The 25,086-nt window shown below is 63.6% G+C and carries 22 protein-coding genes; 7 read left to right on the plus strand and 15 right to left on the minus strand.

Annotated features, from left to right (window positions below; all coding sequences use genetic code 11):
• Positions 1-543 precede the first annotated feature (543 nt).
• Together ACZ6YI_RS08475 and ACZ6YI_RS08480 are read left to right on the plus strand one after the other, a co-directional pair.
• A complete protein-coding gene (locus tag ACZ6YI_RS08475) occupies positions 544-819 on the plus strand; it encodes a hypothetical protein (RefSeq protein WP_465778245.1) in 276 nt (91 codons plus the stop codon).
• Between the two features lie 640 nt (positions 820-1,459).
• Positions 1,460-4,906, plus strand: a complete 3,447-nt coding sequence (locus tag ACZ6YI_RS08480) for an autotransporter family protein (RefSeq protein WP_465778246.1) — start codon at positions 1,460-1,462, stop codon at positions 4,904-4,906.
• Positions 4,907-4,976: 70 nt separating this feature from the next.
• Here ACZ6YI_RS08480 and ACZ6YI_RS08485 read toward each other — a convergent pair whose 3' ends face one another.
• On the minus strand, positions 4,977-6,128 hold the full coding sequence (locus ACZ6YI_RS08485; RefSeq protein ID WP_465778247.1) for an AI-2E family transporter: 1,152 nt from the start codon (positions 6,126-6,128) through the stop codon (positions 4,977-4,979).
• 265 nt (positions 6,129-6,393) lie between these two features.
• The gene (locus ACZ6YI_RS08490; RefSeq protein ID WP_465778248.1) at positions 6,394-7,740 is read right to left on the minus strand and encodes a cation:proton antiporter; all 1,347 of its coding nucleotides are present in this window, start codon (positions 7,738-7,740) and stop codon (positions 6,394-6,396) included.
• 632 nt (positions 7,741-8,372) lie between these two features.
• Between ACZ6YI_RS08490 and ACZ6YI_RS08495 the strand changes: the two genes are divergently transcribed.
• The 3 genes from ACZ6YI_RS08495 to ACZ6YI_RS08505 are packed head-to-tail and all read left to right on the plus strand — an operon-like array spanning position 8,373 to position 10,996.
• The gene (locus ACZ6YI_RS08495; RefSeq protein ID WP_465778249.1) at positions 8,373-8,528 is read left to right on the plus strand and encodes a hypothetical protein; all 156 of its coding nucleotides are present in this window, start codon (positions 8,373-8,375) and stop codon (positions 8,526-8,528) included.
• Between the two features lie 10 nt (positions 8,529-8,538).
• A complete protein-coding gene (locus tag ACZ6YI_RS08500; RefSeq protein ID WP_465778250.1) occupies positions 8,539-8,694 on the plus strand; it encodes a hypothetical protein in 156 nt (51 codons plus the stop codon).
• 13 nt (positions 8,695-8,707) lie between these two features.
• A complete protein-coding gene (locus ACZ6YI_RS08505) occupies positions 8,708-10,996 on the plus strand; it encodes an FdhF/YdeP family oxidoreductase (RefSeq protein ID WP_465778251.1) in 2,289 nt (762 codons plus the stop codon).
• Here ACZ6YI_RS08505 and ACZ6YI_RS08510 read toward each other — a convergent pair.
• From ACZ6YI_RS08510 to ACZ6YI_RS08530, 5 genes are read right to left on the minus strand one after another with little or no spacing between them, the layout of a single operon-like run.
• Positions 10,993-11,274, minus strand: a complete 282-nt coding sequence (locus ACZ6YI_RS08510) for a cytochrome C oxidase subunit IV family protein (RefSeq protein WP_465778252.1) — start codon at positions 11,272-11,274, stop codon at positions 10,993-10,995. The genes ACZ6YI_RS08505 and ACZ6YI_RS08510 overlap by 4 nt on opposite strands.
• Positions 11,271-11,915, minus strand: a complete 645-nt coding sequence (locus ACZ6YI_RS08515; RefSeq protein WP_465778253.1) for a cytochrome c oxidase subunit 3 family protein — start codon at positions 11,913-11,915, stop codon at positions 11,271-11,273. Before ACZ6YI_RS08515 ends, ACZ6YI_RS08510 begins: the two co-directional genes overlap by 4 nt.
• Positions 11,912-13,507: a cytochrome c oxidase subunit I gene (gene ctaD, locus ACZ6YI_RS08520; RefSeq protein WP_465778254.1), complete on the minus strand. Its 1,596-nt coding sequence runs from the start codon at positions 13,505-13,507 to the stop codon at positions 11,912-11,914. Before ctaD ends, ACZ6YI_RS08515 begins: the two co-directional genes overlap by 4 nt.
• A complete protein-coding gene (gene coxB / locus ACZ6YI_RS08525) occupies positions 13,497-14,432 on the minus strand; it encodes a cytochrome c oxidase subunit II (RefSeq protein ID WP_465778255.1) in 936 nt (311 codons plus the stop codon). Before coxB ends, ctaD begins: the two co-directional genes overlap by 11 nt.
• Entirely contained in the window at positions 14,429-15,031 is a 603-nt protein-coding gene (locus tag ACZ6YI_RS08530; protein WP_465778338.1) for an SCO family protein, read from the minus strand. The genes coxB and ACZ6YI_RS08530 overlap by 4 nt, the downstream gene beginning before the upstream one ends.
• Between ACZ6YI_RS08530 and ACZ6YI_RS08535 the strand changes: the two genes are divergently transcribed.
• Positions 14,957-15,181: a hypothetical protein gene (locus ACZ6YI_RS08535; protein WP_465778339.1), complete on the plus strand. Its 225-nt coding sequence runs from the start codon at positions 14,957-14,959 to the stop codon at positions 15,179-15,181. The genes ACZ6YI_RS08530 and ACZ6YI_RS08535 overlap by 75 nt on opposite strands.
• Positions 15,182-15,225: 44 nt before the next feature.
• On the opposite strand, the gene ACZ6YI_RS08540 is transcribed toward ACZ6YI_RS08535, so the two are convergent.
• The 8 genes from ACZ6YI_RS08540 to ACZ6YI_RS08575 form a co-directional block, all read right to left on the minus strand.
• Positions 15,226-15,534, minus strand: a complete 309-nt coding sequence (locus ACZ6YI_RS08540) for a hypothetical protein (RefSeq protein ID WP_465778256.1) — start codon at positions 15,532-15,534, stop codon at positions 15,226-15,228.
• Positions 15,531-15,806, minus strand: coding sequence for a hypothetical protein (locus ACZ6YI_RS08545; RefSeq protein ID WP_465778257.1), 276 nt, complete (start codon positions 15,804-15,806; stop codon positions 15,531-15,533). Before ACZ6YI_RS08545 ends, ACZ6YI_RS08540 begins: the two co-directional genes overlap by 4 nt.
• A 503-nt stretch (positions 15,807-16,309) precedes the next feature.
• Positions 16,310-16,855 (minus strand): c-type cytochrome, encoded by a 546-nt coding sequence (locus ACZ6YI_RS08550; RefSeq protein ID WP_465778258.1) that lies wholly within the window; start codon positions 16,853-16,855, stop codon positions 16,310-16,312.
• Positions 16,852-17,370 (minus strand): DUF3341 domain-containing protein, encoded by a 519-nt coding sequence (locus tag ACZ6YI_RS08555; RefSeq protein WP_465778259.1) that lies wholly within the window; start codon positions 17,368-17,370, stop codon positions 16,852-16,854. Before ACZ6YI_RS08555 ends, ACZ6YI_RS08550 begins: the two co-directional genes overlap by 4 nt.
• Positions 17,367-18,683 (minus strand): NrfD/PsrC family molybdoenzyme membrane anchor subunit, encoded by a 1,317-nt coding sequence (gene nrfD / locus ACZ6YI_RS08560; RefSeq protein ID WP_465778260.1) that lies wholly within the window; start codon positions 18,681-18,683, stop codon positions 17,367-17,369. The genes ACZ6YI_RS08555 and nrfD overlap by 4 nt, the downstream gene beginning before the upstream one ends.
• The gene (locus ACZ6YI_RS08565; protein WP_465778261.1) at positions 18,680-21,475 is read right to left on the minus strand and encodes a TAT-variant-translocated molybdopterin oxidoreductase; all 2,796 of its coding nucleotides are present in this window, start codon (positions 21,473-21,475) and stop codon (positions 18,680-18,682) included. Before ACZ6YI_RS08565 ends, nrfD begins: the two co-directional genes overlap by 4 nt.
• The gene (locus tag ACZ6YI_RS08570) at positions 21,472-22,119 is read right to left on the minus strand and encodes a cytochrome c3 family protein (protein WP_465778262.1); all 648 of its coding nucleotides are present in this window, start codon (positions 22,117-22,119) and stop codon (positions 21,472-21,474) included. The genes ACZ6YI_RS08565 and ACZ6YI_RS08570 overlap by 4 nt, the downstream gene beginning before the upstream one ends.
• A gap of 576 nt (positions 22,120-22,695) precedes the next feature.
• Complete coding sequence (locus ACZ6YI_RS08575; RefSeq protein ID WP_465778263.1) at positions 22,696-23,859, minus strand: zinc-dependent alcohol dehydrogenase; 1,164 nt, start codon at positions 23,857-23,859, stop codon at positions 22,696-22,698.
• Positions 23,860-23,990: 131 nt separating this feature from the next.
• Here ACZ6YI_RS08575 and ACZ6YI_RS08580 point away from each other — a divergent pair, with 131 nt between their 5' ends.
• A complete protein-coding gene (locus ACZ6YI_RS08580; protein WP_465778264.1) occupies positions 23,991-24,893 on the plus strand; it encodes an SDR family oxidoreductase in 903 nt (300 codons plus the stop codon).
• Positions 24,894-25,086: the final 193 nt, after the last annotated feature.

Here is a 25,086-nt window from a genome sequence, read left to right on the forward strand (position 1 = left end):
ATGGCGACGCTGCCCTCGCTAGCATCACAGCTCACGCCTAACCCGCATTGATATCACTGTGTGGCGTAAGCCGAGACGCCTAGGTCAAGTTGCCACCTTGTCGGCGAATGCGGGTACCGCTGATGGCCTGCAATGACCGGGGGCCGATCCGCGCTAGCCACCGCATGCATTTGGTGATCCAACGGATCAACGCGGGTAAAGTCGCCCACCCATCCGGTGTTCGCCGCTGTTTAGGTCTTGCTGCAGTGAGGAGAGAAAAGTGGACTGGCCGCTGGGGGAAGGCCCGCCCTGGCGTTGATGCGGAGCCATTGTGGACGGTCCATCTGGCACGCCGAGACCATTGCGACACCGGATCCTTCTTTCCGGCACGTGATTCTGACCCGCCAAACACAAAGCTCTTTCCGCCTTGGCCTAAGGGGAAATTCAGGCCGGACTACGGTAAAGTCAAACGGACCATTGCAGCACCCCAGGGGAGCCTTCCGGCCCTGCATTGCGCGATGGCGCGCGCTAGCTGCGAACCTCCCATGGTGCCGAGGATCCATCATGACGGACCACCCTGATAAAAATCGCGACGTTAGCCTGTCGGCAATGACCCAGCGCAACCGGCGGGCAAATCTTGAACTGCTTCTTCGCGAACTTGACGGCGACGGTATCGAGTCGAAGGTACTGGTCGATCAGTTCCTTGGCTTGCGCCTCGGTACCGTCGCCCTTATCCGCAAGGGAGAAGCCATGCCCGATAAGATGGCCCGGGAAATCGAGTGGGCGATGAATCGCCCCCATGGCTGGCTCGACCGCGGGCCGGAGGAGCGAGGCGTCTAGGCATCTAGGCGGCTATCTACCTCAGCCGTTGCCTGAACCTTTAGCTTGCTTCGTTCAGGCGCTCGGCGAGGAATTCAATGAGTGGCCGCGCAGCCGGGACCAAGCCGCGGCGCGACGGAAAGACCGCATACACGATGCCGACTTTCGGCGACGATCCTGGCAGAACATTTCAACTCGCCCCTTTGTAGCTGATCGGTCACGATTATATGGGGCAACGGCGACCAGGCAATTCCTACGCCACAGACGGCGGCTTTGCGTAGGGTGATCATATCTTCGGTGACCGTCCGGCCCCGAGTGTGGGACCCGAAAGCGCGGTGGGCGCGGTAGGCGCTGGGCCGAGTGAAGAGGGCCATCCATTTGCGCGGGACGCCGCTGGACATGACCATCAGGGCCGCTCGACGTGCGCAGGTCGTCCACGTCGATTCATGACGAAAACCAACCTGCGCATCGCATCAGGCGGGGCGTCCTTTGCATCCAAAAGAAGGAGCCCTGCGGCGGAAGACCGGAGAGCCAGGCAACGTGCATACATGAACACGTAGGTATTTATACGCAGACCTGTTGCCGCCCGACTACCGTGGCGCGCATCTGCTTTCCGCACGCTAATTGAGCGTCACGTCAGGGGAACTATGGAGCAGCGCTGATGGGCAGGCGACAGATCAAGGAGGCGTCCCGGAGCTATCGCCTGAACTCCGTCATGTCAGGTTGTCTGATCGCGTCCCTTGTGGGTCTTAACGCGACCGCGCAGACGACGGTAGGCCCTGGCAGTTACGACGCGACGCTCAATGTTAGTTCGGGTACGACGACGGTGGTCGGCAACACCACCATCGCAACGACAGGCGCGAGCCCTGCTGTCCAGGTAACCGCCGGAACCCTCGTCGTGAATATGCAAGCAGGGCCGCAGCCCGGCACCATCTATTTTGGTACCGTCAACGGTAATGGACTCTTCGTCAATGGTGGCACTGTCAATGTGCTCCGGGGCATCAACGTGTTTACCACGGGCGGCCACGCGGTCATTGCGAACGGCGCGAACAGCCTGGTGGACCTGACCGGCGGCAATCTCGGTACGACAGGGGTGGGCGCCGGGCTGGTCGCCATTGGCGGTGGGATCTTGAACGTGAATAGCACGCGCGTGACCAACATCGCGACGGCGTCGGCCAATGTTACCGCCGGCCATGGTGCGATCGCCGAATCCGACGGTGTGATTCATTTGTCCGGGGTCAACCGAATCAGCACGGCGGCGATCAACGCAGTGGCCTTGGGCGCGTCGGGGGCAGGCAGCCGCATTGACACAACCCTCGCCCCCTTCGTAACGATGACGGGGTCGGGCTCGATGGGTATGTATGTCTACAACGGTGGCCAGGTGGCGTTGGCGCCGTCCACCACGCTTCAGATGAACGGACCGAGCAGCATTGGCGTGACGGCCGACAACACCGTCATCGCGGCGGGCGTCCTCGGCTCCGGTCTCGTCGTGCGTTTCGACGGCACGCAGACGTCCGGGGCTTCCGGTACCGGCATCGTTGCCATCAAAGGCAGCAGCGTGGCGCTCGACAGCTTCTCCGTGTTGGGCAACGGCGCGGCCACCGGGGCATGGGCCCGTGACGGCAGTATCATCACGCTCACCGGCACCAACACCATCAACGTCGCCGCTTCGACGAATGCAGCGTTCTACACCCTGACCAGTGGCCGGCTTGTAAGCACGTCCGGTTCCGTCGGCTCCACCTTCAGTGTCACGGGCTCATCGCTCATCGCTGGCCTTAAGGCAGACGGCGGGTCTATCTCGAGTACGGGCACGACCGTTAACGTCAGCTCAACGAACGGTGTCGGCGCCTACGCTGGATTGAACGGTACCGTTCCCAGCCGCATTGACCTTTTCGGCAATACCATTACCACAACCGGACCCGGCTCGTTCGGGCTCGAAGCCTTTTCCAACGGCACGATTACCGGCGCGGATTCGACCGTGACGACCCAGGGCGGAAATGCTGCCGCATTGCTATACACTTTTGACAATCCGCCCACCTCGACCGCACTGACCCCGGCGACCATTGCACTGGCGCGGACGACGGTGACTGCCACCGGGAGCAGCACCTCCGGTGTGTTCTCGCGGAACTGGTCGACCGCGCTCACCAACCAGTTCTCAATGAGTGGCGGGGTGCTGTCGACCGAAGCCACCGCCATCGACGCTGAAGGCCCGCTCCGCGTGGATCTCGATGGGGGCGCACGAGTGAGCGGCCAGGACGCTTTGCTTTACGCGTATCGCTATCCGAACGCCGTGCAAAAACAGCCGACCGTGGCCGATGTATACGCGAACGGCGGCGTCGAACTCAATGGGCTCGCCGAGGCGGACAGCAACAGCACCGCCAACCTTCATCTGGCGGACCAATCGCACTGGACTGGGCAGGCCTACTACGCAAGCAATGTTGACGTCGATGGCACGAGCACCTGGACCATTCCCGCCGATTCCCTGTTAACCCAGCGGTTGACCAACGCCGGTCTCGTCGAGTTCACGACCCCGACTAACGATGTCTATAAGACGCTTTTTGTGCGCAATTATGAGGGCAACGGCGGCACGCTGAGTATCCATACCTTTCTGGGCCTGGACAATTCACCGTCCGACAAGCTCGTCATCATCGGTGGCACGGCCAGTGGGACGACCCACTTGAGCGTTACCAACGCCGGCGGCGCCGGCGCGTTGACCACGGCCGACGGCATTCCGGTGGTCGAAGTCGAATCCGGCGGAACCACCGCTCCGGGCGCGTTCTCCCTCGCGGGGCGCGTGGCTGCGGGCCCCTACGAGTATCGACTTGCACGTGGCGGTAGTACGGGCGACGTAGGGGATTTCTGGTTCCTGCGCAGTGCGCTTGACTGTTCGGCGGCGGGTGCGCCCTCGCCCCCGTGCCCCGGTCCCAATCCACCCGCCCCGCCCGAACCGCCCGCGCCCCCGGCGCCGCCTCCGCCGCCGACGCCCCCAGGGCCAATACCGGACCCGGATCCGGCAGCTCCCCCTGCGCCGACGCCGCCTGCGCCGACCCCGGACCCACCGGCGCCCGTTCCCACACCGCCGGGCCCCCAGCCGTCACCGCTTGCACCACCCGAGTACAGGGCGGAGGTCTCGCTGTACACCGCGCTGCCCGCTCTGGCGCTCCGCTACGGCTGGGCAACCCTCGGCAATATGCATGAGCGCATCGGCGAGGAGGAGCAGTTACGCGACCGCGATGACCTGCGCTCCCGGACCACCCTCAACGGTGCATGGGTCCGCGTCGTTGGGGAGAGCGGGGACGCGGACGGCGATCGTCGCGGCATTTATGGAACTGGGGGCCCGCACTACGACTACGATCTCCTCGCCCTGCAAGCGGGCCTGGACGTCTATGCCGAGGAGCATGACAACGAGCAGCGCGATCATGCCGGCTTCTATGCGGCGCAGGGGCGCATACAGAGTGACGTCACGCATTTCAACGGCGTGTATGCCGGCAGCGACGCCGTCAAGGCCACGTCACTGGGTCTGTACTGGACTCACTTCTGGCAGGAAGGACCGTACCTCGATGCCATCTGGCAGGGCACTTGGGCGAAGGCGACGGCGCGCTCGTTGGGCGATTACACGCTCCAGCGCCAGGGATTCGGCTGGGCTGCTTCATTGGAAGGCGGTTACCCGTTCCACGACGAGACTCGTGTCCTCGAGCCGCAGGCGCAAATCGTCTATCAAACAGTGGATAGCGATTCGGCATCGGACCCAGCGGCCAACGTTCGCTTTCGCAACATGGATTCACTGGCGGCACGCGTCGGTCTACGCTGGGCCAACACCTGGACGCTCGAGCCTGATCGCGGTGGCATAAGGCGCCTGTTCACCGGTTGGCTGCGGGCGAACCTGTGGCGAGAACTCCGCGGACAGCCGGTGACGGAATTCTCTTCAGCGGAGGGATACGTGCCTTTCAAAGCCGACCTCAAGGGCAACTGGTGGCAGCTCAACGCCGGCTTGACCTGGCAGCTCGACGCGAACTTCTCCGTCTATGCGAACGTCGGCTACCAGCGCGGCTTCAATGTGAGCTTCGATGCCTGGGATGGCAAGGTGGGACTTCGGTGGAACTGGTGATGCGACGGCAGTCTTCGCAGCACAATGGTCTACGCAGAATAGATTGTAGGCCAAGGCGCGAGATCGGCACCTAGACCTGTTCGGCGTCTACTGACGCGCCTTTCTCACCCTCCAGAAAGTGACCAAATGCCGCCAACGGCCGTATGCCATCACAGAGAATCTTCGTGATCGCCAGCATGGGCACCGCAAGGATCGCCCCTGGCACGCCCCACATCCAGTCCCAGAAAAGCAGCGATATGATCACAATCACTGGATTGAGGGTGAATCGTCGCGCCAAAAGCATCGGTGTGATTGTTTCGCCCTCCAAGATATGGATGGCCCCGTAAAGCACCATGGGCATGAAGGCCTTCCACAGCGGATCTAACGCGAGCATACCCACACCCAGGAAGGTCACTACGCCAACGAGGGGCCCGAGGATAGGAACGTAATTAAGAAGGAATGCCACCGATCCCCAGAGTAGTGGGTCCTGCAATCCGAGTGCCCACATCGACACTCCCGTGGCCACCCCCACCAGAAGGTTCATTACTGTGATGGTGACGAGATAAGACGACACATCGCCTTCGACCTTCCATGCGATGTCGATGACTTGGCGCTTGTCTCGAAAGCGGGGCATGACCTCGACCAAGCGGCGTAAAAACGTATCCCCTGAGTTGAGCAAAAAGAAAAGCACGAGAAACATCGTGAGGAACTCGGACGCGAATGTCTGGACGCCAGCAACTATGGCCCCTTGCATGTCTGCGCCCGAGAGCGCCGTGTTCGCCGCGGCTTCGGGCGATGATGCCCCGAGCATACCTTTCGCGTGCGTTAGCATGTCCTTCATGCTGTCTAGCGGGCCGCTGATGAACTTGACGCGTTCTTGGAGCCGGGGAAGACTCTCCGGGAGACGACTTGCCCAGTTCTGCGCGGGGCCGCTCAGGATACTGCCAACGCCTACTAGCAATGCCCATAACGCCAGGATCAACAAGAGCGCCGCAACGGGGCGAGGCACTCGCAATTGAGCGAGCAAGCGCATCAACGGCTGAAGCAGTAATTTGAGCACGAACGCTAAGACGATTGGTAAGAGGAACTCTCGCGCAACGTAGGCGCAAGCCAGAGCAGCCATGACCGTGAGAGCTCCAAGAAAAGCTGTCTTGGGGTCGGTTGGAAGCGGCATTTCCTCCGGCGCTGCTTCCGATCGTGGCGGAATATCCAATTTGGGCGTTGGCGGGGCATTTCCGGGCATGCGTAGCTCTCCCCTCCATCAGCCGGCCCAGCGGGTGCTCGGCCTTGACGTACTTTCTCCTCCCCTGCGTGACAGCGATGTCTGGGGCGTGAATTCATGTTTCACGCCGTGGTTCGTGCGTACATCGATGCAACGAGCAGGTCTCACGCATTCTTGCGGCTACGGCCGGCATCGGCGCGACTTTGACTGCCGCACTATGCCGACCGTTCTGATGGATCGAACTGGGGCTTAACAACCTCATGACCGGAACGCCTGGTAGGGCTCGCTACTCGAGATGCGGCCGCCGTTGGAGCGCGCGTTGTCGCCATATCATCAGCGGCGTGGTGGAGACTCCGTGGGTGACCACACTGAGGGCGACAGCCGTCAGGACAATGCCCGCGATAGTCGTTCCTATTGGACCGTCAAGGCCATGGGTCAGCGCGTAGGCCAGATAATTCAGGCTCCCAAGCCCGCGAATTCCGAACCACCCAATTAGCAAGCGACGTTCCCAAGGGATCATCAGTCCGACAGTCGAAATCCAAACGGAGAGCGGTCGTATGACGAGCAATAGGGACGAAGTAACGATGACGCCGACCCACGTGAATGCCGGGATGGCGGCTATACCGACGATGAAAACCAGCGCAGCGCCAATCAGACGCTCTACAGTATCTCCGATCGACAGTGCATCCGATACCATCCATCCGACGGTTTGTGCAGGGTCGGCATTGTGTGCACTGCTCCGTTCGTTCGGCCGCACCTTTTGCTCCGCCGGCGCTGCGGGATGCACCATAAGACCATGCTGGTCGCCGTCCTCCTCCATGTGGCTCGCCCGGACTTCGATCAGGCGCAGCCCAACCCCTGCGGCAAATGCAGCCAGAAATCCCGAGGCATGGGCCATCTCGCTCAACGCGTAGGCCATGGCGATGATCCCTAAGGCCAGCGAGTCACTCGGCGCTACGTCCTTGGCGGCATGCCTGAGATGTGTACCAATGAAGCCTACGGCCGCACCGACGGCGAACCCCACTACCGTACCCGCCAAGCACTCCCAAAGGACGTCGATGCCAATCCATTGCAGCCACGAAGTGGCCCGTTGACCAGGACCGCCCGCTAGTAGCGCGAGACCCAACACGAGAAACGGCAATGCCGTACCGTCGTTGAGCCCGGCTTCGCCGGAGAGACTGACTCTCATCGCGTCGTCGTCGCGGGCATCATCCACAGACACCAAGCTGGCGAGCACGGGGTCCGTCGGGGCAAGCATCGCCGCCAGGGTCAAGGCAGCACCCCATGACCATTCGAAGCCCAGGTGCAGCAGCACGGCGAGGGCCCCGACGGTCAACACCATCGCCGGCATGGCTAGGCACAAGGCTGTACGCCATCCGATGTGCCGAAAGGGCACACGGATTTTAAGCCCGGTTATAAATAACGAGACAACCAACCCTGTTTCCGTTGCAATGCGCAGCCAACCGGCATTGAAGGTGTCGAAGGTCAACCGAGCCACCCCGAGTAGGGCCGGCCCCGCTATCACCCCGGCGATGAGATAGACGGCGAACGCCGTAATTGGCCCGCGCCGTATCCACCCCGACGCTACCGAGGTAATGACCAGCAGAACACCGACGGCGAGGAACCATGGCATGAGACCCATGGGCTGATGGTCGGTATGTCGCGATGAACCGCGCGCGAAGTCCTGCGCATCGCACTGCAATACCAGGCGGTAGCGGCTCAACGGCTGCGGCGGATTATCCCGCTTTCACCGCCCCTTAACACCACGCGGTCAGTCGCGACCCACCTGACGTCAAAAGCGAAGTGATCCCTTCAGACAGAACGCCATTTCGCCGGCCTCCCAGGGCGTGGTCGCCGGGCAGTAAGTGCGCCGGCCTCCACGACCTTCGGACCATCGCCGAGGAACATTTGCTTGGCCAAGCGTACACGCGCGTCGCAAGTCGTCGCTGACATCGCGCAGGAGCCACGCGAAGTCTTGCCGTGGAATATTATCGAGAGGCATCCGCACCGTTGGATCGCGGGCAGGCATGACGAGAAAGTCTCCGGGCCGGTGCCGGAATGCGCGCTCCGCGGCACGGAGGCTTGGCTACATTCATGCCGAAGCCACCGGCGGCAGCGACAAAGCGCCCTGATCTTCTCAGCCGTCGCGAGCACTCGTCGTCGCTGACCGTATGGTCGACGTTGCGTGAACGGCAACCGCCTCAGACTCAACGCGATCCATGCGTCCCGAGGTCCATGGTCGCCGCTCAGTCTAAGGAGAAGGCCATGAACCGGGAAAACCCGAAGACGAAAACCGATAAGCCGGGCGCGGCCGACACGTCGCCCCTTCGCTACGACGAAGCCACGGCTAACCGCGTGGAAAAGAAGCCCGCGCCAAAGGAGTCGCCGCAGCAAGAGCATGACAACGAAGACCAGGGCTGAGGAGATAGACATGGCTGACCAGAAGCACAAGGTGCAATCGGGCGATCGCAATCTCAATTATGTCGCCAAGCAGGACAAGCCCCAGCAGGACAAACGCGACGCAAAGATTCAGAAAGGCGAGGAGAAAATGGACAAGGCATCCAAGCGCGACGAAGGCGTGCGCTAGGCAGGGGATGCCGATGACGTCCCGCACTGATGATGTCGCCGCCATCCCGCCCGAGGAAACTGCCGGCGGATGGGGTTCTGTGTCCGGCATGGGCAAGGTCTACGCCAGGGAACACCCAGACGGCGCTCTGGCGACCCTGCGGCGGCAAAACAAGCCGCGGGGCTTCATGTGCACCTCGTGCGCCTGGGGCAAGCCCGCCAGCCCGCACCTTTTCGAGTTTTGCGAGAATGGGGCTAAGTCGACGATATGGGAGCTGACCACCGATCGCTGCACGCCGGCGTTCTTCCAGGCTCACACCGTCAGCGAACTACGCACCTGGCACGACCATGACCTCGAAATGGTTGGCCGACTAACCGAGCCGCTACGCTACGACGCGTCGGCCGACCGGTACGTGGCCTGCACGTGGGATGAGGCCTTCCAAGGCATCGGTCAGGCACTCAAGCAGCTGTCGCCCCCGGAAGCGGTGTTTTATGCATCGGGGAAAGCGTCGCTCGAAGCATCGTACCTTTACGCGCTCATGGCGCGCGTCTATGGCAACAACAATCTTCCCGACAGCTCGAACATGTGCCACGAGACGACATCGGTGGGCCTCAAAAAGGTGACCGGCTCGCCCGTGGGGACGTGCGTCCTTGAAGATTTTGAACATTGCGATGCCATCTTCTACTTTGGGCAGAACCCTGGCTCCAATAGCCCACGCTTTCTTCATCCACTGCAGGACGCCGTGAGGCGAGGTTGCAAGATCATCACCTTCAATCCGGTCCGCGAAGCTGGCCTGCTGCATTTCATCAATCCGCAAAATCCACTGCAGATGGTGACCCAGACACCGACGGACCTGTCGCACATGTACCTACAGGTGCGGCCCGGCGGTGACATTTCTGCCCTGATGGGCATGTGCAAGCACGTGTTGGCGCGGGACGCTGCGCTACGTAATGCAGGCGGCGAAGGGCTTCTCGATCGCGCTTTCATCGAGGAACACACCTCAGGCTTTCATACCTTCGCCGAGGCCGCCGCGCAGGCCTCGTGGGACGACATCGAACGGCACTCGGGACTCAGTCGGTCCGACCTCGAGGCCGCGGCGGATGTCTACTGCGGGGCCCGGAACGTCATCGGTGTCTATGGCATGGGACTGACCCAGCATGTCCATGGCTCGCAAAGTATCGGCATGCTCGTCAATCTTTTGCTCCTGCGCGGGAACATCGGGCGCCAGGGCGCCGGGATCTGTCCCGTGCGCGGCCATTCCAATGTGCAGGGACAGCGCACGGTCGGCATTTCCGAAAAGCCCGAGCTGGTGCCGCTGGATCGCCTCGCGGAACTATTCGCGTTCGAGCCGCCGCGCGAAAAAGGGCGGACCACGGTCGAGGTGTGCGAGGGCGTGAAAGACGGGTCGGTCAAGGCGTTCGTCAGCCTCGGCGGCAACTTTGTGCGCGCGATCCCCGACCGAGATTGCATGGAACCGGCCTGGCGCGGCCTGGACCTTACCGTCTACGTCGCCACCAAGCTCAACCGTAGCCACGTGGTGCACGGCAAAGCCAGTTACCTGCTGCCGTGCCTCGCCCGCTCCGAGACCGACGTCCAGGCGGGTGTTCCGCAAGCCGTGTCCATCGAGGACAGTTTCAGTCACATCCACGGTTCCATGGGACACGCCACACCGGCCAGCCCACACCTGCGTTCCGAGACAGCCATCGTGGCCAGCATCGCGAACGCTGTGCTGCCTGCACATCCGAAGCGCCCCTGGCTGGACTGGAGCGGCGATTACGCGCGTATCCGGACGTTGATCGAGGCGACCTACCCGGATATGTTCCGCGATTACTCGGCGCGGATGTTTCACAACGGTGGCTTCTACCGGGGCAACCCCGCCCACGAGCGCCAATGGAAAACGGAAAGCGGCAAGGCGGAATTCACCACGCCCACTGTCCAGACTGCCCTGGGCATCGGTGATGCGGAAGGCAGGCTGCACCTCATCACCATGCGTTCAAACGACCAGTTCAACACCACGATCTATGGATTCAGCGATCGCCTGCGTGGGCTGGAAGGCTCACGCATGGTCCTTCTGATGTCGCCGGACGATATCGCCGGTCAGGGCCTGCGGCCCGGCGACCTAGTGACCCTGGTCACCGATGCGGGTGACGGCGTGACGAGGGAGGTGGAGGGCCTCACGGTGACGGCGTTCAATCTTCCCAGGGGCTGCGTCGGCGGCTACTACCCCGAGATGAATCCGCTGGTCCCGCTCTGGTATCACGACGAGGCGTCGAAGACGCCGGCGGCGAAGGGCGTGCCGGTACGGATTCGTCGCGCCGGCTAATTCGTCCGGAGCAGGAAGTCACTGAGCGTCAGCATGATCAGGATGCCGACCCAGGCGATGCCAAAGGCGAGCGCGAAGCGGGCGCTCGGCCCACCTTCGCCGGGGCGCATGAACACCATGACCACGATCGCAGCCTTCGCAACGGCGATCCCCACCGCCAGCACGGGATTCCATGGTCCCAACCGCATGCGTGAGAGCACGACGCTGGCCGTGAGCAGAGCCGCCAGCGCGAGAAGCGCGAAGACGAACCTCCGTTCTTTGGGCGCGGCCGCGCTCACGAGCGACCCACCTGGTAGTAGAGCGGGAAGACAAAGATCCACACGATGTCCACGAGGTGCCAGTACAAGCCCACCACTTCGAGCGGCGTGTAGTATCCGGGGCCGAAGGCGTTGCGCCGGACGCGGACTGCCATCACCGTCACCAGCACGACGCCGATGAAGACGTGCAACCCGTGGAAGAGGGTGGTCACGTAATACAAGAGGAAGAACAGTTTCTCGTGCGCGCCGGTGACACCGGGTTCGTCATAGCGCACACCCGGGATGACGCCCGCGTGGTAATCGTCGATGTACTCGACGCCGTGGATGACGAGGAAGGCCACCCCAAGCAGCGCGGTGGCGAGCAATAGCATCGATGCCCCACGCGGTTGCGCGAGCTGCACCGCCCGGATCGCCATCACCATGGTAAAGCTGCTCACCAGCAACATGCCGGTCTCGATGGTTCCTAGCCACAGGTCCGTATGCCGGCTCGCGGTGGCGAACGCTTCCCCCCACAGAAGGCGCATGACCGTGTAACCGGCGAAGAGCACCCCGAAGAAAAGGATTTCCGTTGCCAGGAACACCCACATGCCCAGCGTCGACGCCTCGCGTTGCTGCGAGGCGTCGTCGAACTGCTCGGCGAGGTGGCTGGGACGGGGTGTCATGGATGCGTATACGCATAGGGCCCGTCGGTAACGACGATCGGAATGTCGAAGTTGTGCGTGGGCGGCGGTGACGCTGTCTCCCACTCCAGACCCGCCGCCTCCCAGGGGTTCGCCGTGGCCTGCTCCCCGTAGCGCAACGACCACAGGAAATACCCAATCGGCAGAAGGTACGCCGCGGCCAGCAACACGGAGCCGGCGGACGAGAGCACGTTGAGCAGGGCATACTCGGGCGGGTACTGGTAGTAGCGCCGCGGCATCCCTTCGGCGCCCGCGATGAACTGCGGAAAGAACGTCAGGTTGAAGCCCAGGAACATCAGGATCGCGGCGAACCGGGCCCACGCCTCGGAATACATCCGACCGGTGATCTTTGGCCACCAGAAGTGGATGCCACCCAGGTAGGCCATCACCGCGCCACCGACCATGATGTAGTGAAAGTGGGCCACCACGAAGTAGGTGTCGGTCAAGGTGACGTCGAGCGCGGTGGCCGCCAGGAAGAGACCCGTGAGCCCGCCGATCATGAACAGGCCGACGAAGCCCAGGGCATAGATCATGGGCGCTCCAAAGGCGATATCGCCCTTGTAGAGCGTCGCCGTCCAGTTGAACACCTTGATGGCGGATGGCACGGCAATGATAAAACTGAGGATCGAAAACACGATGCTGGCATACATGGACTGGCCCGCAACGAACATGTGGTGTCCCCAGACGAGGAACCCGACTACGGCAATGCCGATGATCGAGTACACCATGAAACGGTAGCCGAAGATGCGGCGGCGCACGCTGGCGGTGATGAGTTCGCTCACCACGCCCATGGACGGCAGCACCATGATGTACACCGCCGGATGGGAGTAGAACCAGAAGAAGTGCTGAAAGAGGACCGGGTCACCCCCGAGGGACGGGTCGAATATCCCGACGCCGAACAGCCGCTCGGCCGCGAGCAGGGCCAGGGTCATGGCGAGCACGGGCGTGGCCAGCATCATGACCAGGGACACGCCGTACATCGACCAGACGAAGAGTGGCAGCCGGAACCAGGTCATGCCCCGGGTACGCATCGTATGGATGGTGACAATGAAATTCAGACCCGTGAGGATCGACGAGAACCCCACGATAAACACGCCGACGACGGCTAGAACGACATGGGAATTGGAGAACAGGGTCGAGAAGGGCGTGTAAAACGTCCAGCCGGTATCGACCCCGCCCAAGAGCAGACACGCGACGGTGAACAAGCCGCCGACCATATACAGGTACCAGCTGAACAGGTTCAACCTCGGGAAGGCGACATCGCGCGCACCGATCATCAGGGGCAGGAGAAAGTTTCCCAGCGTGTTGGGAATCGAGGGAATCAGGAAGAACCAGACCATCACCACACCGTGGAAGGTGAAGGTCTTGTTGTAGGTTTCCGCACTGATGACATCGCCCTGCGGCGTCGCCAGTTCCAGGCGAATCAGCGCGGCGGCCAGGCCACCGAGGATGAAGAAGAACGTAATCGCCACCGCATAGAGGATGGCGATGCGTTTGTGATCATGCGTAAAGAGCCACGAGCGCAAGGTCGATCCATCGACCAGGTAGCTAGGTGCAGCGTGTTCAGCGGGCATGGGCAGGCTCCTGGTCCGTGCCGCGGACTTTGAGGTACGCGATGAGGGCGAGGATGTCTGCCTCGCTGATGCGGTTCTGATAACTGGGCATGATAGGCGCATAGCCTGCCGCCACCTCGCTGGCAGGCAGGGTAATGCTGTCGTGCAGGTAACGGTCGTCGGCACGGACCTGGCGGCCATCGGCAAGCGGCACGGTGCTGCCGAACAGGCCGTTCAGTGCCGGCGCATGCACGGTTGCCCCTTCATCGTGGCAGCCGGCGCAGCCATAGCGCATGAACAGCGCGCGGCCCTGCATCGCCAACGTCTGTGATCCGTGGCCAGCCAGCCAGGCGGCGTGATCCTCGGGGCTTTGCACGACCACGGTCCCGCCCATGTGCGAATGGTCGGTCCCGCAATATTCGGCGCAGAACAGGTCGTAGGTTCCGGCGCGGGTGGGCGTGAACCACTGGTCCGTGTACCGCCCGGGCAGCACGTCCTGTTTGACGCGAAAGGCCGGAATGGACACGTCGTGGATCACGTCCTGCGAGGTCATCACCAAGCGGACCGGCTGGCCACTGGCCAGATGCAGCGTATTGATTTCCCGCTGGCCACCGGGATGTTCGAACTCCCACATCCACTGTTTGCCGATGACGTACACCACCTCGGCATCGCGGGGCGGTGTGCGCAAGTCGACCCAGAGCCGAATGCTCCAGACGAAAATACCGACGAACAGCGCGAAGGGGATCAGTGTCCAGGCCAGCTCGATGCCCAGCTGGCGGTGCGACTCGCCGCTTCGATCCACGTCACGGCCCCGTCGGAATCGTACGGTGAAGACGAGCATGGTGATGAACACAGCCAGGATGACGACGACGCTCAGCCCAAGCAAGGCATTAAACAGCGAATCGATCTCCGTGCCGAAGTTGGATGCACGCGGCAGCAGCATCATGCAGATCTCCTGCGCAACTGCCACCACAGCCGGGCCATGGCGATGACAAACCCGGAGCCCAGCAGCATCATCAACCGTGACACCAGCAGGCTATAGCGACCCGTCGCGGGGTCATACCCGCAGCAGAAGAGCACCAGCTGGTCGATGACCGTGCCGAGCTGGCCTTGCGAGGCTTCGATCAGAGCGAGCGACAGCGAACGCGGCGGGTAACTCACTCCGAAGAAGTACTGTGCAATGCGCCCCTGGCCTGTAAGGATGATGGCCCCCGCAGGGTGGGTGAACTGCTCGTTGCGTGCGTCGTAGAAATAGCGAACGCCGGCGGCATCGGTGAGCTGGCGGATCGCTGCGTCCCCTGCCGTGGCAAACGTCCAGTTCTCGACGTGACCACCGGGCCCCATGGCGGCGAGCATGTTCCGCGCCTTGCGCGCGTCAGTTGGCGTTTCACGGGGATCGATGCTGATGAAGACGATACGATAGTCCTCAGCCGGTGATAGCTGCATTCCTGCCACCGCGTGAGCGAGGGCATGCAAGGTGACATCGCACAAGTTCGGGCAGCGGTAGTAGCCGAAGGCCACGACAAGTGGCTTACCGTCCGCTATCGCGGCGAGATGAGTGGGGTGTCCATCGGCATCGACCAGTGGCGCATCGACGGGCATGCGGCTCCCAAGGTGCTGCTCGAAGGCGACGCGCTGTTTGAGGTCCGCCGGCGGCGGCAGCGAGGGCACTGCGTGGGCGGCGAGGGCCGCTAGAGCCGTCAGAGCGAAAACGCCCCAAGCCAGAACGCGAAAGCCGATCATGGCTGTTCCTCCCTGGCCATGATCGCCATGGCGCGCTCCACCGGAACGCGCGCCACCGTGTGCTGCGCGTTGACCCAGCCATAGCCATCCGCGCGAGCCTGATTCGCCCTGACCGCCGCCAGGTCGGCGGCCGGATGGGCTTGCAGCCGCGGCGAAGGGACGGGGGGAATGGGTTGAAACGGCGCCTGGGCGTATTCGTGCCAAAGGAACCAGCAGAGCGTCATGACGACCAGCACCGCTGCGCCGAGGGCGCCGCCGATCACCGTCAGCGAGCGGGCAGCGATGCGATTGGGTTGGTGATTCATGGCAGGACCATCCAGGCGACGTAGCAGGCCTGGCCTAATAGCATCGATGTGGCGGCAAGACGTAGTCCTGGGGCCTGCATGCGCCACCGGGCCGGAAGCACGGCAAGGATCGGCAGGATCACGTAGAGCACGAGCGCCGCGATGATGAGGGTCGCCCACGGCCCTCGCGTACGCGGAAGGTACCAGCGCGCTTCGTCGGGAAGGTCGGCCACCCAGGCGGTGAGGTAGTCCACGCCGGCAAGGTAGACCCAGGCCAGCGCCAGGCAGACCATGAGGCCAGCTGCATCGGTTGCAAGCGCCTTTCCGCACTCCCTCGTCCTGGGCAAAACGCTGACGACCGACAGGGCGAATGCCGATGCCAATTGAGCCGTCGCCACGGTCATCCCGCTTGCCGTGGATGACCACGGTGTCTGGGGGCCCACGATCCAGTCGGTCGCAAAGAGAAGGCAAGCAAAGCCCCAAGCGATCAGGACAGGTCCTGGCATGCGAGACGCGAACACCGCGCCGGCACCCCACACGACAAAGACACCGACCGTGCGAATTATCAGCCACGTCACGGAGACGTGCGCCTCCGCCGGGAAGAGTCGGCCAGAGCACACTAGGCAGGCCGCCGCCGACACGGCGCCGGGGAGTAGCAGCCATGCCATTCGCCGCCATGCGTCGTTAAAGGAGGCGCCCCAGGCGCCGCCCGTTAAGGCGGCGATTGCCCGCCACGCCACGCTGCCAGCGCCCACGCCCGCGAAGAGCACCATCGCAACAATGAGCACACGCTCGATCATCGGCGGGTCTCCGCGGCATCCAGGGCCTTGAGCCGTTGAAGATCTTGCGGTTCAAGACGGTCCACGGGTACCTCGCGACTGAACTGCAGTGCGCGGATGTAGGCAACGATCGCCACGCGGTCCGACGGCTCGACGCGATCGCCGTAGGGATACATGATGCCCCACCCGTGCGCGATCACATCCTCGAGATGCTGATCGTCCGCTTGGCGAAGCCGGGCTTGGTGATACGACGGTGGGGCGGGGAAGCCGCGCCGCACCACCATGCCGTCACCGTCACCCGCGGTGCCGTGGCAGGGCGCGCAGTAAATCGTGTACCGCTCGCGCCCCCGTTCCAGTCGTGCAAGCGGCGACGGCACCGGATCGGATGGCTGACTCACCGGAACGGCGCCCGCCGGCACCTCTCGCGCCGCGACGGCGTCCTTAAAGAGCGGCGCCTCGCCACCCCGCTTATAGCGAGGCTGGTCATACATGTCGTGCATGCCGCGTTCGCAGCCCCCCAGTGCAAGCAGTACGCCAAGCAGCATCAGGCGAGGCGCAGTCATGCGGGCACCAGCGCGTAGCGCAACGGCTGCAACGCGGCGATGTCCCGGGCGCAGCGATGCTCGTCCCATAGCGGGTCGTTCGCACGCACGAGCAGGAGAAAGCCGGCACGGCTGGCTTCGTCGAACCAAGCGACGTTGAACTCGGGTCGATACAGCCGTGGAAGGCCGGTGCGAAGGCAGAACGTTGCCAGCGCGGCCAGCGCGGCGAAGAGCATGCCCACTTCAACGGCCGCGGGCGCGAACGCCGGCCAGCTGGCCGGCGGCCGGCCGCCGACATCGATGGGGTACGCGTGCACGGCAGCGATGTACTGCATGCCCAATCCCACCGCGATGCCAGCGATGAACGCGACAAGCACTGCGCGTGACATGGCGTCCGTGCGCCGCACCGGCGCATCGTCGACGGGCCACGGGGTAAACGATTCCAGGGAGCCATAGCCTTGCGTCGATAGGGCGGCCCGCGCCGACCGTAGCGCGTCGACCGTCGGGAACTCGGCGAGCATCCCGTAGGTTTTCATGACGCCCGTTCCCTGCGCAGTTCGGCCAGCGATACCACTGGAAGCAGGCGCATGAATACGAGGAAGAGCAGCGCGAAAAGCCCGCATGAGCCGAACAGGAAGACGAAGTCCCAAATCGTGGGATGGAAACTGCCCCATGCAGGCGGCAGACCGCTCCGATAGAGCACGGTGACGATCAGCATGAAGCGTTCCATCCACATCCCGACCAGGACAAGCGCCGACACGGCCCCCAGCGTCCACGGCGAACGTCGCAGGCGCCGCGACCACAGCACTTGGATGGCGAGCACGTTGCACGCCATCGTCAGCCAGAACGTCCACGCGTACGAGCCCGTCATACGGTTGTGCATCACGGCCAGCTCGTCCGGGGCGCCTCGGTACAACGCGAGGAATATCTCGCTGGCGTAGCCGTAGATGACGACCCAGCCCGCCGCGAGCAGCAGTTTGCCCAGCTTGTCCAGGTGATCATCGGTGATGACGTCCCGCAGGCCGTAGCCATGGCGCAATGGCAGGCTGAGCAGGGCGACCATCGCCGTGCCGGAGAAGAGGGCGCCGGCGATAAAGAAGGGCGGGAAGACGGTAGAGTGCCAGCCCGGCAGGTAGCCTTCGGAGAAATCCAGCGCCACCATGCTATGGACCGAGAACACCAAGGGCACCGCGATGATCGCGAGCAGTCGACTGAGCTGGCCGTGCACGCGCCATTCGCGTGCCTCGCCACGCCAGCCCATGGCCAGCAACGCGTAGAACACCTGTTTGCCCCGTGTGGTTGCCCGATCGCGCACGGCCGCGGCATCGGGCACCAGCGAGACAAAGAAATAGATCACCGAGACGATCACATACGTGCCGATGGCAAAGAAGTCCCACGTGAGCGCGCTGCGCCACTGCGGCCACAGGCCCATCTTGTCCGGGTAGGGCGCGATCCAGTAGGCGAAGTAAGGCCGTCCCAGATGCAGCACCGGGAACAGGCTGGAGACGAAAAGCGCAAACAGCGTCATGGCCTCGGCATGCCGAGCCAGGGCGGCGCGCCACGGTTGCGAGGTAAGGTAAAGCGCGGCGGAAATAAAAGTGCCCGCCATGGCGATGCCGATCCACCAGACATAGTTGGTGATGTCGAAGGCCCACGCCACGGGCATGTTATTGCCCCAGATGCCGACCCCTTCGTGCAGGAGGACGACAATGCCTGCGACCAACGCCAGAGTAAGGGCGAGTGCCACGGCAAAGACCGACCACCACACGCGCCCGGCGCGTCGGCGTAGAAGCAGGCCGGTCACGTGGTCGGTAAGAGCGGCGGGGCCCATGCATGCGAAGCGGCTCATGTCGCGGGCCACTCAGGGTGACGCTGCCGGATGGCAGCCAGATACGTGGTTCGCGGGCGCGTATTGAGTTCCTCAAGCAGCACATAGTGGCGGCCCGACGCGCGTGCCCCGGCCAGCTCGGGGTTGGGCTTCTCCAGATCGCCGAAGCTGATTGCGCGCGTGGGGCAGGCGTCCTGGCAGGCCGTCGTCACCTCGGCGATATCGTGATGATCGCGGCTTGCCGCAGCATGGGCGCGCTCGATGCGCTGGACACAGTACGTGCATTTCTCCATCACCCCTTTATTGCGCACCGTGACCTCCGGATTGCGCATCGCCTTCAGGCTTTCGCTGACGAGGTCTGCATACTGTAGGAAATTGAACCGACGGACCTTGTACGGACAGTTATTCGCACAGAAGCGCGTGCCGATGCAGCGGTTATAGACCTGCAGGTTGAGGCCCTCGCTGTCATGCACGGTGGCTTCCACCGGACACACGACCTCGCACGGCGCGTGCTCGCAATGCATGCACGGCACGGGCTGGTGGAATGCCTCGGGCGCGACAGCGCTTCCCTGGAAGTAGGCGTCCACGCGAATCCAGTGCATGCGTCGTCCACGCGCCACCTCCGCCTTGCCCACGACGGGAATGTTGTTTTCGGCCTGGCAGGCGACCGTACAGGCATTGCACCCGATGCACGCGGCGAGGTCGATGGTCATGGCCCATCGATGCCCGGCCGGCGCGGCGCCGGCGTACAGCGTCGGTGGCGTGTGTGCGGGCTCGGTGGCTTCGCCGTAAGCGACCGACCGGATGGCGTCGCGGGTTTCCATGTCCTGCAGCACTTGCGTGACCGCCAGCAAGTCACGCCGGCCCACTTTCTGCAATGAGGCACCTGTCGCTTGCCACCGGTCATCGCGCCCACGGAACGCGAAGCCGTTATATCCGTAGCCACTTCCTAGCCCCTCCGTGCGCCCGTTACCCAGCACCACGGTCACCGTGCGCGGGGCCTGGCCAGGAACGACGAGGACGGGCCCCTCCAGCGATCGACCGTCCAGGCTCAGACGGATCACATCGCCATCGCGGAGGTCGCTCGCGGCGGCGAGCTGTGGCGAAACGAGCAGCGCGTTGCCCCACGTGATCGTGGTGATGGCGCGTGGCAGCTCCTGTAGCCAGGCGTTTCCCGCCTGGCGGCCATCCCAGAGATTGGGGTCGGGGCGGAAGACAACGTCAATCGAGGTGTCGCTCGACGCACCCGGTGACGGCATCGACGGCCCGGGAGACAACGGTTCGTCAGGAGGCGCTGGCGTGCTAACCGTCTCCAGCGCAATGACACCGTTCTCAAGCGATTGACGCCAGGTCGCATCGTCGAGGCCGGGCCACGTCTGCTTCACCCGCATCAGGGCGTCGGTGGCCACCGCGCCAGTCATCAGATCAAGCACATCATGGATGCTTCGCCCGTCGACGATGGGTGCAATGACCGGCTGCACGATGGTTGCCGTGCCATCAGCGGCGCGCAGGTCAGACCAGGTCTCCAGCGGATGGAGCGCCGGAAGGTGCCATGCCGCCAGTCCGGCCGTTTCGTCGCGGTAGCGGCCCAGGTGAATGAGGGTGGCAGCTCGCGAGGCAGCGTCAGCAAAACCGGGTAGCGTATAGGCGGGGTTGCCATCCAGGACCAGCAGGGTGTCCACGAGCCCGGCGTGCAGGTCGTCAACCAGCGACGGCGTCACGGCGGCGCCGGCGGAAGGCAGGATGGGCTGGCCGAGTGCGGCGCGTATGAGCTCGACGTGCCGGCGCACGTCGGGGCTCGCCCATGGACCGGCGATGACCAGCGAACAGTCGCGGTGCGCGCGCAGGTCGTCGGCCATGACGTGGATGCGTTGCCGATCCGCTTCAGCCAGGCCAGGCGCCTTTTCGCCTGTCAGCGCCGCGAGTAGCGCCGCGCTTATCGACGCCATGGCGGACACGTCGACGGGCCAGGCATGGTCAGCGTTGCGGCCGGTCAGCGAGGGCGTGGACTCGATGGCGTATACGCGCGCGCCGCGCTTTCGCGCCGCGGCGAAATCGCGCGCGACGCGAATGTGGCCGGGCAGCGTGCCGAGGACATCCGCGTCGAAGGCAACGACAATGTCACGGTCGGCGAGTGAGAGGGGTAACCAGGCATTGTCCACGGGTTCGTGGATGTGCCATGTGGCAGCCGGAAATGCGCGCATGAAGGCATCGCGTTGGCGTGACAGCGTCGGTGAGCCAATGCGACCGGTAACCACGTGTAGCCCATGGGCATCGCTTGCAAAGCGATCGCGAAGACCCGCCATCGCCTGTTCGAAAGCACTCCAGTTTCCGGGCACGCCATGCCGCCGCGGCGCGTCGGATCGCTGGGGATCCCACAGATCGAGGATCGCCGCTTGCAGTCTCGGGCTGCTTCCTCCGCGCGTTAGCGGGTGGCGCGGATTGCCGTCCAGCTTGATGGGCCGGCCGTCGCGTAGGGTTGCCATCACCCCGACGATATCACCGCCGATGTCGAGGGCCGTGGCATAGCGTGCTTCCTCCGGTACGCGCCTGCCATCACGGTCCGGCTCGGCCACGATGTTCTCCGGCGGCGGCCCCGAGCAGGCAGCCAGTCCGGCGAAGGCCAGGGAGGCGCCGAGCAGCCGCAGGAATCCGCGACGATCCATGCCCGGTTCCATGAGCGCAAACTGGGGGAGGGCATCCGCGAGCCGCTGCCGCTGCACCGGATCGCCAGCGAGTTCATCCAGCGCACGCCAGAAGCGTGGGCTTCCTGCTGGCGGCAGCGCTATTCGCGATACGTTCCCGTCGTTCATCGGTGGCAAACCGAGCAATCGGTGAGGCGCTGCCGGTCGATTCGGAACGCCTCCACCAGGTGCATTCCGAGCCTATCGTCCCTCGGATCTACCGGCTGCATGGCGAACACCAGGCCAGGGGCCCGGACAGCGCGCTCAGGATGGCGGTGGCAATCCAGGCACCACTTCATGGTGAGCGGTGCTTCGCGACGCATCAGCGGCATGTGCGCCACATCGCCATGGCACGAGATGCAGCCGACGCCGTTGGCCACATGCGCGGCATGATTGAAGTAGACGAAATCCGGCAGGTCGTGGACGCGCGTCCAACGCAGTGGAACGCCCGCCTGCCACGCATCACGGAGCGGCGCGAAGAGGGGCTGGTCCGCAAATAATTGCGAGTGACAGGTCATGCATGTCGATAATGGCGGCATGCCGGCAAACGCGGAGGTTTCAACGCTTGCGTGGCAATAGCGGCAATCGAGTCCGACCTCGCCTACATGATGTTGGTGACTGAAGGGGATCGGTTGTTCCACGGCTTCGTCTATCGCATTCGGTTCGGCGATGATGCCCCGCCAGAGGGCGGCGCCGGCGACGATCACCACGACCACCGCCAGGCACGCCAGCACCGCGTAGAGGCCAGAGCGTGGGTGGAAAACCTGGGCCATGTCCCTCGATGCATCGCCTGAACAGATTCACGCTAGCGGCCACCGCGTGCGCTACGCGTGAAGCCATCCGTCACGCTCGTCCTCGCGCGTCCGTCCCAAACACGGCCGCCGTCCCGAGGGCGGGCTGATCGCCCATCGACGGACATATCGCCGCTAAACCTGTGAGCCGATCTTCTGAAGGCCCGCGTGCATTTTGACCAGGCAGCTGAACCGATTACAGCACGATCGCAGCGTTCTGCCGCGGACGCTCGCGTGTTTCATGCCGCGGATGCCCGACGTTCGCCCGACAGAACGCGGGGCTTCGCCTGCGCCTCCGCCACGAGGCTTGACGTTGGTCACCGGGGGTATACAGCTCATTGGCAAGGCTACGCTCCCCCGCATTATACCGAGTGGCGGACGCGTGGCCGATACCCAGTCACTGCTGCCATGGCGCGTGCGTGGGCCACCGGTCAGAAGCGGCAGCATGTTCGTCCTATGGACCACCATGCTGCACAGCGACCTGATGCCGGGCCAAACGTCCTTCGCGGCTCGGGCACCTCGCAGTGGCTCCGTAGGCGCATTGCAAGAATGGCCGGGCTACGGGGTAAGGACGACCTTTCGACAATCTTCTTCCTTCTTGTCAAAGACCTCGTAACCGCGGGGCGCGTCGGCCAGCTTGAGACGATGCGAGATGATAATGTCAGGGTCGAGGCTGCCCTCCTCGATGAAGTCGAGCAGTTCGGGCAGGTACCGCTGCACGTGGGTCTGGCCCATGGCGAGGGTCAGTCCTTTATCGAAAGCGTCACCAATGAGGAAAGCATGGATGAAGCCGGCATAGACGCCGGGAATGCTGACGGTGCCGCCGCGGCGCGTCGCGGTAATGCACTGGCGGATAACTTCGCCCGAGCTCGTCTCGAGCTTCAACGTGCTCAGCACCGTCTCTGTCGTGCTCCCCTTTGCCTCGAAACCGACGGCATCGATGCTCGCGTCGACCCCACGCCCGCCGGTGTTACTCAAGATGAACTCGGACGGGTCCACGCTGCTGAAGTCCACGGGGATGACGTCGTACGCGCTGACGGCAAACTCGAGTCGATACTTCTCCGAGTCGATCATGTAGATCCGTTCCGCCCCCAGCATGCGTGCGCACGCGGCGGCCATCAGGCCCACGGGGCCGGCGCCGAAAATCGCCACTGTCGAGCCTTCACCGACCTTCGCGTTGAGGACGGCCTGATAGCCGGTCGGCAAGATGTCCGAGAGGAACAGGACCCGCTCATCGCTCAGGCTTCCGGGAATCACAAAGGGCCCGACGTTGGCCTTCGGGACCCGGACCAACTCCGCTTGACCGCCGGGCACCCCGCCGTACAGGTGCGAATAGCCAAACAGCGCGGCGGGCGGAGTCATCTGCGGGCGCTTGCGCAGGCTCGCCCCGGCGTCGGGATTGGTGGTCTCGCACGCCGCGAACTGCTCGTGCTCGCAGAAAAAGCATTTGCCGCAGGCGATCACGAAGGGAATGACGACGCGATTGCCCTTCTTCACATTCGTGACGGCGGGGCCTGCGTCTTCGACCACCCCCATAAACTCGTGGCCAAAAATATCGCCGTGCTTAGTTTCCGGGATCTTGCCGTGATAGAGGTGCAGGTCGGAGCCGCAGATGGCGGTCGCCGTTACGCGCAGGATGATGTCGTCGTCCTGCTCAAGGATAGGGTCGGACACGGTTTCAACGCGCACATCTTTGGCGCCGTGGTAGGTCAGTGCTTTCACAAGCTGCTCCTCGCCGAAAGACCGACCATCCCATGCAGGCACTCAACGGGCGGTGAGCACAAGGCGTGGGAAATTAGACGGAGCGGGAACGAGAGCGCGTGTAACCTTACTTTTTTTCGCAGGAGCAACCCATGAACGACGCAACGAGCACGCCGTCCCTCGTCGATCCGACCACGCGCTTTCCGGGCCCTCCCTTCGACACACCGAAGCAATCCGCGCCGGGTACCGTGCACAAGCTGAACCCTCCCGCCGATCACGGCGAGACGAGCTACAAGGGCAGCGGCCGGCTGAAGGGTCGCCGTGCCCTGGTCACTGGTGGCGATAGCGGGATTGGCCGCGCCGCCGCCATCGCATTCGCCAAGGAAGGCGCCAACGTTGTGATCAACTACCTGCCCGAAGAGGAAGAAGACGCCCGGGAAGTGGTGGCTTTGCTCGAGAAGGAAGGCGTCGTCGCCAAAGGCATCCCGGGTGACCTGAAGGACGAAGCGTTTTGCCGTTCGCTGGTGAAGCAAGCCAGCGAGGTGCTCGGGGGCCTCGATATCCTCGCCAACGTGGCGGGCAAGCAGACCCACCAGAAGACGATCGACGACATTACCACCGCCCAGTTCGATGCCACTTTCAAGACGAACGTCTACGGGCTTTTCTGGCTGTGCAAGGCCGCCCTGAAAATCATGCCGGCCGGCAGCACGATTGTGAACACGGCCAATATCCAGTCGTACGACCCCTCCGCTATCCTGCTCGACTACGCGTCGACCAAAGCGGCTATCGTGGCTTTCACCAAGGCACTGGCCGGCCAGGTTGCCGAGCGCGGCATCCGCGTGAATGCGGTTGCGCCGGGCCCGGTGTGGACCGCGCTGCAGCCTTCGGGCGGCCAGCCCATGGAGAAGCTCAAGGATTTCGGCTCGCAGGTACCGCTCAAGCGCCCAGGCCAGCCCGTCGAATGTGCGCCGGTCTATGTGCTGCTGGCGTCGAACGAATCGAGTTTTACCACGGGCGAAACGTATGGCGTGACGGGCGGCAACCCGTTGCCATGATACAAGAGCTTCCACCGCAAGATTTGCGCCGTTCGATTCCGCCGGCCGAGACGGACGCCGGTATCACGATACGAAAATGGCGCTGGATGCCATTGGCGTCCGGCACCGCCAGCGACGTCCGGCCACCGTTGCTTGACCTGTCCCGTCTGAGCGTAATGATCGCTTAGGCGGGGCCGCATGAGCACCAAGGTAG

The sequence above is a fragment of the Luteibacter sp. NPDC104163 genome, from assembly GCF_055584245.1.